Here is a 14,603-nt window from a genome sequence, read left to right as displayed (position 1 = left end):
TTCGCTTAGGGGTTTGGTTTGCTTAAAGGAATCACAAATTTCCTTCGCCGGAAATTCAAACGCAAGCGGATAAGGTTAAATGCTCCTGCCGTTGTCTTTCTGGACAACCGGTTTCCTGACTTCTTCAATCAGATCGAGTACCTTTTCTCCAGCGGCTTTCTCCCGCGAGGAACGGTGGTCATCACGCGCCACCGGAGACTGAATCTCAAAAGCATTTCTGCCGGGGCAGCCCGCTTCAACGCGCCTCTGTATACGTTCACGAATCTCGCCAGCATTCCACTTGTGGAACCCGGTGCCACGATTATCTATCCCTACAATGCACAGACCAACGCCCGCATGATGTTGAATCGCGAGTGCGCCCATGTGTTTGTCGGCCATGGCGACAGCAACAAAAAGGCGTCCTGCAACCCTATGCTGCGAGCTTATGATTATGTTTTGATTGCAGGTGAACTCTCGCGCGAAAGGCTCATCGACCAAGGAATTTTGCGGCCGGCGATTACCCGGGAGCACACGATCGCCATAGGTAAGACCGTTGTCGATCAGCGTCATGCCAATTTATACAGCTTTGCTGACGCCGAGGCAGGCGGAGCCTTGGCCTATCTCCCCACCTGGGAAGGGGGCTTCGAGGCAGAGAATTACTGCAGTCTCAGAGAAGCGAATGTCGCCCCGTTTCTTATTCGTTTCGCAGCCAAGCTTGGAATGCGGAACATCCTGCTGGACGTCCACCCAAATCTCGGTCAGCGTTCGAGCGAATACGAGACGCATTTTCGCTCTCTGGCGGTACAACTGCTCGATGCGGGTTTGTCGATCAGCATGCGTCAAAAAGGCAGCATCCTGGAACGGTCGAGCTTTGTTGCCGATCTTGTGAAGACCGAGCGCATCACACTGTTCACAGGAACGGCGAAGCTCAGCTATGCTGTCGTGGACGTCTCCGCTGCGGAGAGCATTATCGCGGCAGGACATATTCCTTCGGCCGTCCTGAAACGTCGGGAAACGAAACTTTATGCCAGCAATCGCTATAGCCTTCTGCGCAACGAATCGCTTATCGAGATTCAAAACGAGGCAAGCATTGCAAAATTTCTCGACATGGCGGGCGGTGAAAAGGACCAAAAACAGCAGATCGCATTTTCAGAAGCTATCTTCTCACACGACGATCCAGTGATGGCTTCGCTTGATGCCCGAGAAAAATGGGCCTACCTATCCCGAAACTATTTTCACAAAACTGGACCGTAGATGCGGATAAAGGCGCCTGCTTGGTGATCACGCCCCTCGCTTGGGTCGGTCTACAGACGGGTTGGGCTAATCCCGTGCCGTTATGTTGAAATGAAATTCATCGTCGGTTTCTTCTTGCCTAAAAATCGGCTCTCACCGGAGCCGAGTATGGATTTAAGAGGTAGAGCTCGCACCGTGAAATCGCAGGCTTCTCAGGATGTTACCGATCCGCCGTGAAGCGGCCTGCGCTAAAGACCACCTTCCTTCCCGACAACCGAGCCATTCCATGACCGTCATCGAAAACCTCAGCCCCCGCTCCCTCCGTGCGCCCGAAAGCGGTATCGTCGAGGTCGTGAATTATGCGCGCGGGCGCGAGGGGCTTATTCCGCTCTGGGTCGGCGAAGGGGATCTTCCAACGCCGGAATTCATTGCAAGTGCCGCGTCGCAAGCGCTGCTGCGCGGCGAGACCTTTTATACCTGGCAGCGGGGGATCCCGGAGCTTCGGGCAGCCCTGTCGCGCTATTATGCGCGGCGTTTCGGGGCGACGCTGCCGGCGGAGAATTTTTATGTGGTCGGGTCGGGCATGCAGGCGATCACGCTTGCGATCCAGGCGCTCGTCTCGCCCGGTGACGACATGGTGTATCTGACGCCGGCCTGGCCGAATTTTGCGGCAGCGGCCGAGCTTTCGGGTGCCAATCCCATTGCTGTGACGCTCGACTTTACCGGCGGGCGCTGGCAGGTCGATCTGGACCGTGTCGAGTCGGCGATCACGCCTAAGACACGCGTGCTGTTCATCAATACGCCGTCGAACCCGACCGGCTGGACGGCCTCGCGTGAAGACCTAGCGAACCTTCTCGCCATCGCACGCCGGCATGGCCTCTGGATCATGGCGGACGAGATCTATGCGCTTTATCATTACGCTGGCGGGAGGGCACCGTCCTTCCTCGATGTAATGGAAGAGGGCGACAAGGTCGTCTTCGTGAATTCCTTCTCGAAGAACTGGTCGATGACGGGGTGGCGCGTCGGCTGGATCGTCGCGCCACCGGAAATGGGACAGGTGCTGGAAAACCTCATCCAATATTCTACATCCGGCGTACCGCAGTTCCTGCAGCAGGGCGCGATCGTGGCGCTCGACGAAGGTGATGCCTTCCTCCAGGCGAATATCGACAAGGCGACGAAGAACCGCGACGTGTTCTGCGATGCCCTGATCGCCACCAACCGGGTCGAGACGCTGAAGCCGGATGGTGCGCTCTATGCCTTCCTGAAGATCGATGGCGTGACGGATTCGCGCCGCGCCGCAATCGACATCGTCGACCGCACCAATGTCGGCCTGGCGCCGGGCACGGCCTTCGGTCCCGGTGGTGCGCTCTTCATGCGCGCCTGCTTCCTGCGCGATCCCCAGCAGATCGCGGAAGCCGCCGATCGGCTCGCCCGCTATATCGCGGCGCGCTGAAACCCGTCACAGCCGGGCGAGCATGAAATCGGCCCGCTCGGCCACCGACACTTTTGGCAGGATGACCGTTTCGTAGCCAAGCGCCGGATAGGTCCTTTCCAGCCGCTCATATTCGGCGAGCGCTGCCTCGAAACCGTGGCGTCGTTCCAGATCACTCCTATAGATCTCCGGCCAAGGCGGCGTGAGGAAAACGCACGCGTTGTAGCGATGCCGCGCGGCAAGCGCCGCCAGGACCGGCTCACCGGTCTCAGCCTCCAGCGCGGAGGCCGCATCGATCCATCCGCGATCGAAGAAGACGAGGCCGGGCTGGTCCCGCATCGCCTCGCGGTCGGCGAGCGCCATGGCGATGGCGCGGCGGGCGAAGGCGGCGAGATCGAGCCAGGGCAAGGCCGTGCCGTCCTTTGCCAATTCTTCCTGTACGATACGGCGGCCGGGCTCCTCGACCGTCGCATGGCCGCGTCGACTAAGCTCCTCCAGCAGCGTGGATTTTCCGCCGCCCGAGCAGCCAGACAGTACGATGAAACGGTCGGACATAGTCTTACCTTTCTGAGGCTGGAGAACGCACAGGCGCAATTGCAGTTGCGTCTTGTCTGCGGGCGCGCTGATATGCGCGAAATTCAAGCGATTCGGGGATATTCATGGCGGTTCTGGTTACGGGCGGCGCGGGTTACATCGGCAGCCACATGGTCTGGGCGCTGGTCGACGCCGGCGAAGAGGTGGTGGTGCTGGACCGGCTTTCCACCGGCTTCCGCTGGGCGGTCGCGCCCGAAGCGCGTTTTTATGAGGGCGACATCGCCGACACTGCGCTGCTGTCCACCATTTTCAGCGAAAACAGCATCGACGCGATCATTCATTTCGCCGGCTCGATCATCGTGCCGGAATCCGTCGCCGATCCCCTCTCCTATTACGAGAACAACACGGTCAAGTCACGGGCGCTGATCGCGGCAGCCGTGGCGGCCAAGGTACCGCATTTCGTCTTCTCGTCGACGGCGGCCGTCTATGGCACGCCCGACGGCACCGAGCCAGTGCTGGAAACCGCCGCCCTTCGCCCGGAATCGCCCTATGGCGCCTCCAAGCTGATGACGGAGATCATGCTGCGCGACACCGCCGCCGCACATGACTTCACCTATACGGCGCTGCGCTATTTCAACGTCGCCGGCGCCGATCCGCGCGGCCGCACTGGCCAGTCCACGGCGGGCGCCACCCATCTCATCAAGGTCGCCAGCGAAGCTGCCCTTGGCAAGCGCAACGGCATGGACGTCTACGGCACGGACTACCCGACGCCTGATGGCACCTGCGTGCGCGACTATATCCATGTCAGCGACCTTGCCAACGCGCATCTCAAGGCCCTGCAGCGCATGCGTGCCGGCGGCGGCTCGATCGTCGCCAATTGCGGCTATGGCAAGGGTTTCTCGGTGCTGGAGGTGCTGAAGCAGGTCAAGGCCGTGTCGGGGCAGGATTTCCCGGTGCGGTTCGCCAGCCGCCGGCCGGGCGATGCCGTTCTGATCGTCGCCAATCCCTCCATCGCGATGACGGAACTGAACTGGCAGCCGCAGCATGACGATCTCGATTTCATCGTGCGCACGGCGCTCGACTGGGAAGAGCATCTCGGCAAGCGCAACCAGATCTAGGCGATCCGCTCAGCCCTCGCCGAGCTCCGCCTTCTCATAGGCGATGGCGTGCTGGATGAGCTGCGCCCAGATCTCCTCGTAGAAATCGCCGTCGAGGCCATGGGCCAGCGCATTGCGGTTGGCGTTATCGCGCACTTCCTTCACACGCACCGGCACGTCGGCGGGAATGCCCAGGCCCGCCTTGATCTCGGCGGCACGGCGGATGAAACTCCAGCGCTCCTCGAAGAGCGCCATCAGCGCCTGGTCGACCCGGTCGATGTTTTCGCGGATCTCCGCCATCGTCGTGCAGTCTTCAGCCGTCTTCGCCATTCCGGTCTCCTTTTGCGAGACCCGGATAGCAGAGGAATGTGCGGGGGGAAAGGCGTCTCGCTGTCGCGAGACACTAGGCCACATGCAGGCCCGGGGGTTAAGCAAAAGGAGGGTGCGGTCCTGTCTTTCGCTTGCGGGCCTGCATGCTGGCCGAGGCGGAACCTAGGCATGCAAGCTGGCGCGAAGCTGGATGCAGTTACGTAACGTGAAGTTACGTTCCAATCGGGAATTTGATACTCAATCCAGGCCCTGTAACGGCGAGAGAGCCGCCCGGCATGCGCTGCGCATATGGCAATCGCGCCCAAGGCCTTTCGTCCCTGCAACGGCAACAAAAAACCTCCGCCGGGGGGAACGGCGGAGGTTTGACAGGCGGGTCCTCAGGACCGAGGCAGAGAGGGGGCGCCTCGCAACGAACCCGGCCTATAGCCGCGGTTCGTCGCGGTTAGTAGCGCGGTGCAGCGTCGCCGTAGCGGTTGGCAGCCGGATCGACGTAATCGACCTTGCCCTGCGGGCCGCTGTTGCTGATCGACGCGGTGGTGGTCTGGTCGATAACCGGCTTGCCGGCGTTCGGGCCGTACTGCTGGACATCGGTGCGGCCGAAATTCGGGTTTTCAGCGAAAGCGGCACCGGCGGAGAGCGACAGGGCAGCGATGGCGATTGCGAGCTTGTTCATGGTTTTAACCTTTCAAATCTGGGAGGATCAGCCGACCGGACCTGCCGGTCGGCGAAGGGTCTGTGTCAGGCGTTGATTAACGGCCGGCGTAGGGAGCGCCGTCGCCGTAACGGGTCGAGGACGAGATCGCGACTTCCTGGTTGTCAACGGCAGCCGCGTCCTTGTGCGACTTGATCGATGCGGTGATCGAGTGGTCGACGGCCGGCTGGCTGGCCTGGAGGTCGGTACGGCCGAAATTGGGGTTCTCAGCGAAGGCGGCGCCAGCGGAGAGCGACAGGGCGGCGATGGCGATTGCGAACTTGTTCATGGTCTTAACCTTTCGAATTTTGGGAGGATCAGCCGACCGGACCTGCCGGTCGGCGAAGGGCCTGTGTCAGGCGTTGATTAACGGCCGGCGTAGGGAGCGCCGTCGCCGTAACGGGTCGAGGACGAGATCGCGACTTCCTGATTGTCAGCAGCAGCGGCATCCTTGTGCGACTTGATCGATGCGGTGATCGAGTGGTCGACGGCCGGCTGGCTAGCCTGGAGCTCGGTGCGGCCGAAGTTGGGGTTTTCAGCGAAAGCGGCACCGGCGGAGAGCGACAGGGCGGCGATAGCGATTGCGAACTTGTTCATGATATTTGACCTTTCAAATTGGGAGGATCGGCCGACCGGGCCTGCCGGTCGACGATGGGCCTGTGTGAGGCCTTGATTAACGGGTGGCGTAGGGAGCGGCATCGCCGTAGCGAAGAACCGACGCACTATCCTTGCTGACGGCGCGCTCTGCGGCGTAGCCGTTGCTGGACTTGATCGACGCCGTGGTGGTGTGGTCGACGGCGACCTGGCGGGTCTGCGGGAAGTCGTTGGTGCCGAAGTTGGGGTTTTCGGCGAAAGCGGCACCGGCAGAAAGCGACAGGGCGGCGATGGCGATGGCGAACTTGTTCATGATCTTAGTCTTTCCTATCTGATGGGGAGCGGTCGGCCTTCCGGCGCGCTCCGGGCTTGTTTCTGGCGTTTTGCTCAGCGGCTTGCGTAGGGAGCGCCGTCGCCGTAGCGATTGGCAGCAGGGTCGATGTGATCGACGACGCCGTCGGATGCGGCCGGGCGTGCCATATGCCCAACCGAAGAAGTGACCGTCTGGTCGGTAATCGACTGGCCGGCTTTCGGGCCGGAGGTGAAGACATCGGTGCGTCCTGCATAGGGGCTTTCCGCAAAGGCGGCGCCGGCCGTGAGGGCGAGCAGGGCGGTGGCAACAACGAGCTTCTTCATAATGGTATTTCCTTTTGTTCTTGCGATGCTCTCCAAGAGGTTGCCCCTGAAGACCCCTTTGATATGGACCCTCATTAAATGGTACGCAAGTTTGAGGGCGGTAAACTAATTGTCAATGAAACGTTGACGATCAAAGCGCCGTTTTGAACGGCCGCGAGGGGCGCGCGAAATCGCTCCGGCAGCGGGTATCACCGCGCCGAAGAATCTGACCTATCTATTTGCTTTAAAGATATTTTATGCGTCACGCGGCGCATCACGACACGGCCAAGAACCGCTCGTTAAGAAATGTGGCACAGGAAGGCCAGGCGGCGTTTTCAAGGTTTTGCGGCTCGCGGCCGATCACATCCGCGTGCTTTTTCAGGGGCACCGAAGGCAGGTTTTGTGGGCGGACGGTTCACGAAAAATGACGAAAAGGTGGCGAAACGGTCCGCCACCCCTTGCAAGCCACACCGGATTCGCGATGCGCAAACCCGGTCCCTTGCAAAAAACCGCTCAGGCGGCCCGAAGATAGTGCTCGGCAAGCTCCGTCCAGAAGGCGGCACCGACCGGAAGCAGGTCGTCATTGAAGTTATAGCCGGGGTGATGCAGCGATTTGTCGTTTTCGCCGCTTCGGCCGCCCAAGAAGAAATAGGTGCCGGGGCGCTCCTTCAGCATATAGGCGAAATCCTCGCTGCCCATGAAGGGGCGTTCGAGGTCGACGACCTTGTCTGCCCCGGCAAAACGGATCGCCAGGTCGCGCACCAGGTCGGTCTCGGCCTTGTGGTTGATGGTCGCGTCATAGAAGCGCTGGTAGTTGACCGTGGCGCTCATGCCATAGCTCTCGGCCTGCCGCTCGGCGATGAGGCGGATGCGGCGCTCCAGTTCGTCGCGCACGCCGGGATCGAAGGAGCGGATGCCGAGCACGATTTCCGCGCGGCTCGGGATGATGTTGCTGGCCGAACCCGAATGGAACGAGCCGACCGTCACGACCGTCGGGTCGAGCGGGTGGATGTTGCGCGAGACGATGGTTTGCAGCGCCATGACGATGGAGGCGCCGCAGACGATCGGGTCCAGCGTCTCCTGCGGCTCGGCCCCGTGCCCGCCGACACCGTTGACGGTGATACGCGCTTCATCGACCGCCGCCATGATCGGGCCTTCGCGCAGCGCGAACTGGCCGAAGGGCAGGTTTGGCTCATTGTGCAGCCCGAAGACGGCATCGCAGGGGAACTGGGTAAACAGCCCCTCCTCCACCATGATCCTGGCACCGCCGAAGTTTTCCTCGGCCGGCTGGAAGATCAGGTGCACGGTGCCATCAAAATTGCGTCGTTCGGCAATCGCCTTGGCCGCGCCCAGAAGCATGGTCGTGTGCCCGTCATGGCCGCAGGCATGCATCTTGCCGGGCGTCTTGCTGGCATAGGGCAGACCGGTCTCTTCGAAGATCGGCAGGGCATCGATATCGGCGCGGATGCCGATGGACTTACGGCCGGTGCCATTCGTCAGCGTCGCGACAAGGCCGGTCTTCGCAAGGCCGCGCGTCACTTTATATCCATAGCTTTCCAGATGGCGGGCGATGACGTCGGAAGTGCGAAACTCCTCGAGGCCGAGTTCGGGATGTTCGTGCAGGTCGCGGCGGATCGCCACCAGTTCGGGCATGGAATTTTGAAGAGACGTATGAATGGACATATCAAGCACCACGTGAAGGAATTTTGCTTTCGAAATAGCGGAAGGCCACGACCAGAATGGCCGTGAGGCAAAGATAGATGAGGGCGAGCAGCAAAAGCGGCTCATAGGTGAGGTAGGTCGCCTGCCGCACCTTGGAGATGACGGCATAGACGTCGATCACGGTGATCGTCGCGACGAGCGGCGTCGATTTCAGCTGCAGCACGGTTTCGCCGTTCAGCGTCGGCAGCGCACGATAGACGGCGCGCGGCAGCCAGATGCGGCGGAACATGGTGAAGGGGCTCATGCCATAGGCCCGCGCGGCCTCGAGTTCCCCCGGCGGCACGCCGGCAAAGGCGCCGCGCATCACCTCGCCCTCATAGGCGGCGAAGGACAGCGTCAGCGCCGCCACGCCATAGGGCCAGGCTTCGCGCAGATAGGGCCAGAGGAACGAGCTGCGGATGCCGGGAAACTGCGGAAACAGTGAACCGAGGCCATAATAGAGTAGCCAGAGCTGAAGCAGCAGCGGCGTACCGCGAATGATGGTGCAGAATCCTTTGGCCAGCATTTTCAGCGGCCACGGCCCTGTTACCTGCACGAGGCCGATCGGCACGGCGAGAAAGAAGCCGAGGATCGAGGTGGCAAACAGCATCAAAAGCGTCACACCGACGCCATGGGCCAGCGCGCCGGAATATTTCGGCACCCATTCCCAGCGCATGAACCAGATGACGCAGAACACGAAGATCGCGGCGATCGCCATCAGCACGATGCGGTGCGGCTTGAAGAAGCTCTGCCGGCTCGGCAGTTCGGTCAGCGCCATGGCGGAAACGGTCTGCTCGGTCATCACGCCGTCCTCGTCATGCCGCGCCGGTAGTGGCGCTCGATGAAACCGATCAGCACGTTGGAGAGGAGCGTGATCATTAGATAAAGCGCGCCCGCCGCGCAGAAGAACAACAGATAGGCCTTGGTGCTGCCCGCCGCCTGGCGCGTCACCAGTGTCAGCTCGCTGAAACCAACGACAGCGAGCAGCGCTGTATCCTTGGTGGCGATGAGCCAGAGATTGGAGAGGCCCGGAATGGCGTGGGGCAGCATGGCCGGCAGCGTTATGCGGCGCATGATCTGGGTGGGTGACATGCCATAGGCGCGCGCCGCCTCGATCTGGCCTCCCGGCACCGCCTTGATCGCGCCGCGGATGACCTCGGTGGAATAGGCGCCCTGCACGACGCCGATGACGAAGATGCCGGCGGCAAGACCGCTGATATCGACCGCACCCCAACCGAAGGCCGCGGAAATCTGGCTCAACACATCCGTGCCGGCATAATAGAGTATGAGGATGAGCACGAGTTCCGGCACGGCGCGCACAAGCGTCGTGTAGACCTCAAGCAGGTCCTTGGTGACAGGGCCGCCGTAAAGCTTGCCCATCGCGCCGCCCGTGCCGAGGATAAGGCCGAGCCCGTAGCCGCCGACGGCGATCTGGATGGAATTCCACAACCCCGCCAGAAGGACCCCGCCCCAGCCGGGCGGCGCGATCGCAAGCAGGCTCCAGTTGATCAGCGATCCGGCATCGGCCATGGGGTCTCGTGTCTGTTCGAGGAGAATTGCCGGCGGCGCGGGCCGCCGGCATCATCATGCGAGGCCTGATCAGCCGCCGTAGACGTCGAAGTCGAAATACTTCTTCGAGAACGTGTCGTAGGTGCCGTTGGCGCGGATCGCCTTGATGGCAGCGTTGATCTTGTCCTTCAGCTCCGTCTCGCCCTTGCGCAGACCGACGCCGACGCCGAGGCCGAGGATTTCCGGATCGTCCTTCACGGTGCCCTTCATGTCGCAGCAGGCCGAGCCCTGTTCGGTCTTCAGGAAGTCGCCGAGCGCAATCGAGTCGGCCTGGACGGCGTCGATACGGCCGGCGGCGAGGTCGTTGTTTGCCTCATCCTGCGTCTGGTATTCCTTGACCGTCGCACCGGCGGCGCCGAAATACTTGTTGGCATAGACTTGGTGGATGGTCGCGACCTGCACGCCGAGCGTCTTGCCGGCAAGGCCTTCCGGCGTGGCGTCGAACTTCACGTCCTTGGCGCCGATGATGCCCGGAGGCGAGTTGTAGTACTTGTCGGAGAAGTCGATGGTCTGCAGGCGCTCCGCCGTGATCGACATGGAGCCGATGATCATGTCGATCTTGTTGGTGGTCAGCGCCGGGATGATGCCGTCCCAGGCGACGGGCGTGATGACGCAGTCGAGCTTCGCTTCCGCGCAGATCGCCTTCATGAAGTCCACTTCCCAGCCTTCCCAGTTGCCCGAGGCGTCCGGCGAGGTGAAGGGCGGATAGGGTTCGGCGGCAAAACCGACGCGGACCTGCTCGGCCGCGGCACCCGAAATGGCCGAAAGGCCGATGACGGCAGCAAGGGCGATTGTCTTCAAGGCACTCTTCATGATTTTCCCTCTGTTGGTTTTTTTGCTTCTCAGTGGATGGAGCTGATGAACTTCTTCAGCCGCTCCGATTTCGGTGCGCCGAAAATCTCGTCGGGCGGGCCCTGTTCCTCGATGACGCCGTTCGCCAGAAACACGACATGGCTTGCCACGTTGCGCGCGAACTTCATCTCGTGCGTGACGAGGATCATGGTGCGCTTTTCCTTGGCGAGGTCGCCGATGACGGTGAGCACCTCGCCCACCAGTTCCGGATCGAGCGCGGAGGTGGGTTCGTCGAAAAGCATGACATGGGGCTGGATGGCGAGTGCGCGGGCAATCGCCGCGCGCTGCTGCTGGCCGCCGGAAAGGAAGGCCGGATAGGCATCGCGCTTATCGTGGAGGCCGACGCGGCGCAAGAGCGTTTCGGCACGCTCGATCGCCTCGTCCTTCTTGATGCCCAGCACATGCACCGGCGCCTCGATGACGTTTTCGAGGATCGTCATGTGCTGCCACAGATTGAAGCTTTGGAAGACCATGCCGAGGCGGGAGCGCAGGCGCTGCACCTGCTTGCGGTCGGCCGGCATCATGCCGCCATGACCATCCTTCTTCATGGCGATCGTCTCGCCATGAATGGTCACCGTGCCGGCACTCGGCAGCTCCAGCATGTTGATGCAGCGAAGGAAGGTCGACTTGCCCGAGCCCGATCCGCCGATGATGGCGATGACGTCGCCCTCATGCGCGGTGAGCGATACGCCCTTGAGAACCTCGAGCGGTCCGAAGCGCTTGTGCAGTTGCGTGACCGCGATAGCCTCGGCGCGTTCCGTCATCGTGGAGAGACCTCCAGCGCACGGAAAATCGATGCATGACACATGCCAAATTCCCCTGTTTTTCAGCGTTCCCGCGGGCATCTTCGGCCCGTCGTTTCGTCTTGTGGATTGCATCGTGGCACTTGTTAAGAAATTGTTCAAGCGTATAATAGCGTCGTCGCTGACTTTTCTGGCAGCATCCGCTTTCGATCAAAAATTCCTTGGGAGTATTGAATGACCGCCTTTGGTTCGCAGGAAATGTCGGCCCCCCTGATGCGCGTTCTGATGCGCCGCCCCGGCGCCAGCCTCTCGGCCGCCGATCCCGCCAAGTGGCACTACGGCCCGACCTTCGACGGTGCCCGCGCCGTGCACCAGTACAAGGCCTTCGCGGAGCTCGTCGAAAAGTCCGGCACCGAGATCATCTGGCTCGAGGACGACGGCGACGGCCTGGCCGATGCCATGTTCACCCATGATCCCTCGCTGATGTCCGACCATGGCGCTATCCTCCTGCGCATGGGCAAGCCGCTGCGTGTGGCCGAAACCGCGCTGCACGAAAAGGCCTATGCCGAGCGCCAGATCCCGATCCTCGGCCGTATCGAGGGCGACGGCACCGTGGAAGGCGGCGATTGCATCTGGCTCGACGCCAAGACGCTGGTCATCGGCCGCGGCGTGCGCACCAACCAGGAAGGCATCGACCAGATCACGAGAATCCTCGCGCCGCATGGCGTCACGGTTCTCGCCTATGACCTGCCGCTCTGGCACGGCGAAGAGGCCTGCCTGCATCTGATGAGCGTGATGAGCCCGCTCGCCGACAATCTCGCTTTGGTCTTCGCGCCCCTTCTGCCGGCCGCCTTCTACCAGTTCCTGAAGAAGCGCGGCGTGACGCTCATCGAGGCGCCGGCCGACGAGTTCCACGCCAGCAACGGCCTGTCGCTCAACGTGCTGCCGACCCGCCCGCATGAGGTCATCATGGTGGAAGGCTTCCCGGCCACCAAGGCGGCCATGGAAGCGGCCGGCTGCACCGTGCAGACCTTCGAAGCCGATGCGCTGTGCATCGCCTGCGAAGGCGGCCCGACCTGCCTGACGCGGCCGGTGCTGCGCCGCGCCGCCTAACGGAGAAAATATGGCCCGCCGGACCTTTCATCGCGCCCCCGAGGCCGAACGCCGCCACGATCTGATCGAGGCGACGCTCGACTGCATCGCGGAATACGGGCTCGAAGGCGCGACGGTCCGGCAGATCGCCATCAAGGCGGGCGTCACGGCGGGCCTGATCCGGCACTATTTCCAGTCCAAGGAGCATATCCTTCAGGAAGCCTATCGGCTGGTCATTGCCCGGCTCACCGAAAAGGCCGAGCGGGTGTCGGGTGACGCGCAAACGCGGCTGCGTGATTTCATCGTCATCAACCTGACGGAACCGGTCGCCAACAGCCGCAGCCTGTCGCTCTGGGCCTCGTTCATCAGCCGGGTCAGCGTCGATCCGGAATTGGCCGCTATCCACCGCGAGGGTTATCTGAGCTTTCGCGACACGCTGGAAAGCCTGCTGGCCGATTTCCTCGCCGCCCGCGGCGCGGATTCCTCACCGGAACGCTGCCGTACGCTTGCGATCGCGATCAACGGCCTGCTCGACGGCCTCTGGCTCGAAGGCTGCCTGGCCGGCGAGCTGTTCGGCGACAGCGAACTGGTCGAGATCGCCCTGACCTCGATCGAAACCTTGCTTGGATTACGCCTGAGACCGGTCGACGCCCCGTCGTCCGGTCGTTAAATCCCCTTAAATTTTCAAATGCGGAGAACGGCCATGCGCTATGCGTCCATCACAGACCGGCTTCAGAACCTCGGTTCGGAAAAGTGGGCGATCCACGCCGAGGCGCGGCATATGAAGCGCGAGGGCAAGGCGATCATCGAGCTCACCATCGGCGAGCCCGACGTGCCGCCGGATCCGGCCCTGCTGGCCGAAGCCGTGCGCGCCATGCATGCCGGCCGCTACCGCTATTCCAACGGCCGGGGCGAACCCTCCGTCGTCGATGCCGTCGTGCGCAAATACCAGAAGCGCCGCAGCGATGTGACCACCGAAAACGTGCTGTGTTTCCCCGGCACCCAGACCGCGCTGTTCGCCGTCATGCTCGGCCTCGTCGAGGCGGGCGATGCCGTGCTCGTCGGCGATCCGCTCTATGCCACCTATGAAGGCGTCATCCGCGCGACGGGCGCCGTGCAGGTTCCCGTGCCGTTGCGGCCGGAAAACGGTTTTCACATGAAAGCCGCCGATCTCGAAGCCGCCATCACGCCCGACTGCCGCGTGCTGCTGCTCAACACGCCGCACAATCCGACGGGCGCGGTGCTGACGGCGCAGGAAATCGCCGAGATCGGCGCCGTCTGCCGCAAACACGATCTCTGGATTGTCTGCGACGAGGTCTATGAACAGCTCGTCTTCGGTGCGACCTTCGCCTCGCCCTTCGACAATACCGATCTTGCCGAGCGCACCATCGTCGTGTCGTCGATCTCGAAATCGCATGCCGCACCCGGCTTCCGCAGCGGCTGGACGGTCGGCCCGAAAGACTTCTGCACCCGCCTGCTCGCCGTATCCGAGACCATGCTGTTCGGCGGCCAGCCCTTCATCGCCGACATGACGGCCTATGCGCTCGACAATCCGATCGCGACCGCCGCCACCATGCGCCAGACCTACAAGGCGCGTGCCGCCCGCTTTGCCGATGCGCTGTCGCGTGCGCCCGGCCTGACGCCGCTGCCGCCGGAAGCTGGCATGTTCATCGTCGTCGACGTCTCCGGCACTGGCATGAGCGGCGAGGATTTCGCCTGGGCGCTCTTGCGCGAGGAAGGGGTCGCGGTGATGCCAGGCTCATCGTTCGGAGAGCAGGCGGCGGGCTTCATCCGCCTCAGCCTCACCGTGCCGGATGCCCATATCGACGAGGCCTGCCGGCGCATCACGGCGCTTGCCGCCCGATCCACCCAGCCGAAGGAGCGCCGCGCATGACCACGAAAACCGTAGGTGAAGTCCTCGTCGATCTCCTGGAGGCCAATGGCGTCGAGGTCGTGTTCGGCATTCCCGGCGTCCATACCGTCGAACTTTATCGTGGTCTTGCCGCCTCGAAAATCCGCCACATCACGCCGCGCCACGAACAGGGCGCCGGCTTCATGGCGGATGGCTATGCCCGCGTTTCCGGCAAGCCGGGCGTCGCCCTCGTCATCACCGGCCCCGGCCTCACCAACACCATCACCGC

At 62.4% G+C, this 14,603-nt stretch carries 19 protein-coding genes; 7 read left to right on the top strand and 12 right to left on the bottom strand.

The window, feature by feature from the left end; all coding sequences use genetic code 11:
* Window positions 1-18: 18 nt before the first annotated feature.
* Together ACOZK4_RS23830 and ACOZK4_RS23825 are read left to right on the top strand one after the other, a co-directional pair.
* Window positions 19-1,233 (top strand): hypothetical protein, encoded by a 1,215-nt coding sequence (locus ACOZK4_RS23830; protein ID WP_421594199.1) that lies wholly within the window; start codon window positions 19-21, stop codon window positions 1,231-1,233.
* Window positions 1,234-1,498: 265 nt separating this feature from the next.
* Window positions 1,499-2,665 carry a pyridoxal phosphate-dependent aminotransferase gene (locus tag ACOZK4_RS23825; RefSeq protein WP_421594198.1) on the top strand — a complete coding sequence of 389 codons (1,167 nt, stop codon included), beginning with the start codon at window positions 1,499-1,501 and terminating at the stop codon, window positions 2,663-2,665.
* 6 nt (window positions 2,666-2,671) lie between these two features.
* Here the strand turns inward: ACOZK4_RS23825 and ACOZK4_RS23820 are convergent, their stop codons facing one another.
* Window positions 2,672-3,199, bottom strand: a complete 528-nt coding sequence (locus ACOZK4_RS23820) for an AAA family ATPase (RefSeq protein ID WP_421594197.1) — start codon at window positions 3,197-3,199, stop codon at window positions 2,672-2,674.
* Window positions 3,200-3,303: 104 nt separating this feature from the next.
* On the opposite strand from ACOZK4_RS23820, the gene galE reads away from it, so the two are divergent.
* Window positions 3,304-4,296, top strand: a complete 993-nt coding sequence (galE, locus tag ACOZK4_RS23815) for a UDP-glucose 4-epimerase GalE (RefSeq protein WP_421594196.1) — start codon at window positions 3,304-3,306, stop codon at window positions 4,294-4,296.
* 9 nt (window positions 4,297-4,305) lie between these two features.
* On the opposite strand, the gene ACOZK4_RS23810 is transcribed toward galE, so the two are convergent.
* From ACOZK4_RS23810 to ACOZK4_RS23760, 11 genes are all read right to left on the bottom strand, one after another.
* The gene (locus ACOZK4_RS23810) at window positions 4,306-4,605 is read right to left on the bottom strand and encodes a chorismate mutase family protein (RefSeq protein ID WP_313526761.1); all 300 of its coding nucleotides are present in this window, start codon (window positions 4,603-4,605) and stop codon (window positions 4,306-4,308) included.
* 442 nt (window positions 4,606-5,047) lie between these two features.
* Complete coding sequence (locus ACOZK4_RS23805; RefSeq protein WP_421594195.1) at window positions 5,048-5,278, bottom strand: hypothetical protein; 231 nt, start codon at window positions 5,276-5,278, stop codon at window positions 5,048-5,050.
* Window positions 5,279-5,354: 76 nt separating this feature from the next.
* Window positions 5,355-5,585 (bottom strand): hypothetical protein, encoded by a 231-nt coding sequence (locus tag ACOZK4_RS23800; RefSeq protein WP_421594193.1) that lies wholly within the window; start codon window positions 5,583-5,585, stop codon window positions 5,355-5,357.
* Between the two features lie 77 nt (window positions 5,586-5,662).
* The gene (locus tag ACOZK4_RS23795) at window positions 5,663-5,893 is read right to left on the bottom strand and encodes a hypothetical protein (protein WP_421594192.1); all 231 of its coding nucleotides are present in this window, start codon (window positions 5,891-5,893) and stop codon (window positions 5,663-5,665) included.
* Window positions 5,894-5,969: 76 nt separating this feature from the next.
* Window positions 5,970-6,203 carry a DUF680 domain-containing protein gene (locus ACOZK4_RS23790; protein WP_313526755.1) on the bottom strand — a complete coding sequence of 78 codons (234 nt, stop codon included), beginning with the start codon at window positions 6,201-6,203 and terminating at the stop codon, window positions 5,970-5,972.
* Window positions 6,204-6,277: 74 nt separating this feature from the next.
* Window positions 6,278-6,526: a hypothetical protein gene (locus tag ACOZK4_RS23785; RefSeq protein ID WP_421594191.1), complete on the bottom strand. Its 249-nt coding sequence runs from the start codon at window positions 6,524-6,526 to the stop codon at window positions 6,278-6,280.
* Window positions 6,527-7,018: 492 nt separating this feature from the next.
* Window positions 7,019-8,188 (bottom strand): M20 aminoacylase family protein, encoded by a 1,170-nt coding sequence (locus ACOZK4_RS23780; protein ID WP_421594190.1) that lies wholly within the window; start codon window positions 8,186-8,188, stop codon window positions 7,019-7,021.
* 1 nt (window position 8,189) lies between these two features.
* The gene (locus ACOZK4_RS23775; RefSeq protein ID WP_313526746.1) at window positions 8,190-9,008 is read right to left on the bottom strand and encodes an ABC transporter permease subunit; all 819 of its coding nucleotides are present in this window, start codon (window positions 9,006-9,008) and stop codon (window positions 8,190-8,192) included.
* Window positions 9,008-9,736 carry an ABC transporter permease gene (locus ACOZK4_RS23770; RefSeq protein ID WP_421594189.1) on the bottom strand — a complete coding sequence of 243 codons (729 nt, stop codon included), beginning with the start codon at window positions 9,734-9,736 and terminating at the stop codon, window positions 9,008-9,010. The genes ACOZK4_RS23775 and ACOZK4_RS23770 overlap by 1 nt, the downstream gene beginning before the upstream one ends.
* 69 nt (window positions 9,737-9,805) lie before the next feature.
* The gene (locus ACOZK4_RS23765) at window positions 9,806-10,588 is read right to left on the bottom strand and encodes a transporter substrate-binding domain-containing protein (RefSeq protein WP_313526741.1); all 783 of its coding nucleotides are present in this window, start codon (window positions 10,586-10,588) and stop codon (window positions 9,806-9,808) included.
* Window positions 10,589-10,617: 29 nt separating this feature from the next.
* Window positions 10,618-11,391: an ABC transporter ATP-binding protein gene (locus ACOZK4_RS23760; RefSeq protein WP_421594188.1), complete on the bottom strand. Its 774-nt coding sequence runs from the start codon at window positions 11,389-11,391 to the stop codon at window positions 10,618-10,620.
* A gap of 213 nt (window positions 11,392-11,604) precedes the next feature.
* Between ACOZK4_RS23760 and ACOZK4_RS23755 the strand changes: the two genes are divergently transcribed.
* The 4 genes from ACOZK4_RS23755 to ACOZK4_RS23740 form a co-directional block, all read left to right on the top strand.
* Complete coding sequence (locus ACOZK4_RS23755) at window positions 11,605-12,483, top strand: dimethylarginine dimethylaminohydrolase family protein (RefSeq protein WP_421594186.1); 879 nt, start codon at window positions 11,605-11,607, stop codon at window positions 12,481-12,483.
* Between the two features lie 10 nt (window positions 12,484-12,493).
* Complete coding sequence (locus ACOZK4_RS23750; protein WP_421594184.1) at window positions 12,494-13,132, top strand: TetR family transcriptional regulator C-terminal domain-containing protein; 639 nt, start codon at window positions 12,494-12,496, stop codon at window positions 13,130-13,132.
* Window positions 13,133-13,165: 33 nt separating this feature from the next.
* Window positions 13,166-14,356 carry a pyridoxal phosphate-dependent aminotransferase gene (locus tag ACOZK4_RS23745; protein ID WP_421594183.1) on the top strand — a complete coding sequence of 397 codons (1,191 nt, stop codon included), beginning with the start codon at window positions 13,166-13,168 and terminating at the stop codon, window positions 14,354-14,356.
* The coding region (locus ACOZK4_RS23740) for a thiamine pyrophosphate-binding protein (RefSeq protein WP_421594182.1) at window positions 14,353-14,603 on the top strand (251 nt) is incomplete at its 3' end. The genes ACOZK4_RS23745 and ACOZK4_RS23740, both read left to right, overlap by 4 nt.

The sequence above is a fragment of the Shinella sp. M27 genome (genome assembly GCF_049199905.1).
Taxonomy (GTDB): Bacteria; Pseudomonadota; Alphaproteobacteria; order Rhizobiales; family Rhizobiaceae; genus Shinella.
The sequence above is the reverse complement of the archived record's forward strand: the minus strand, read 5'-3'. Positions and strand labels throughout refer to the sequence as shown.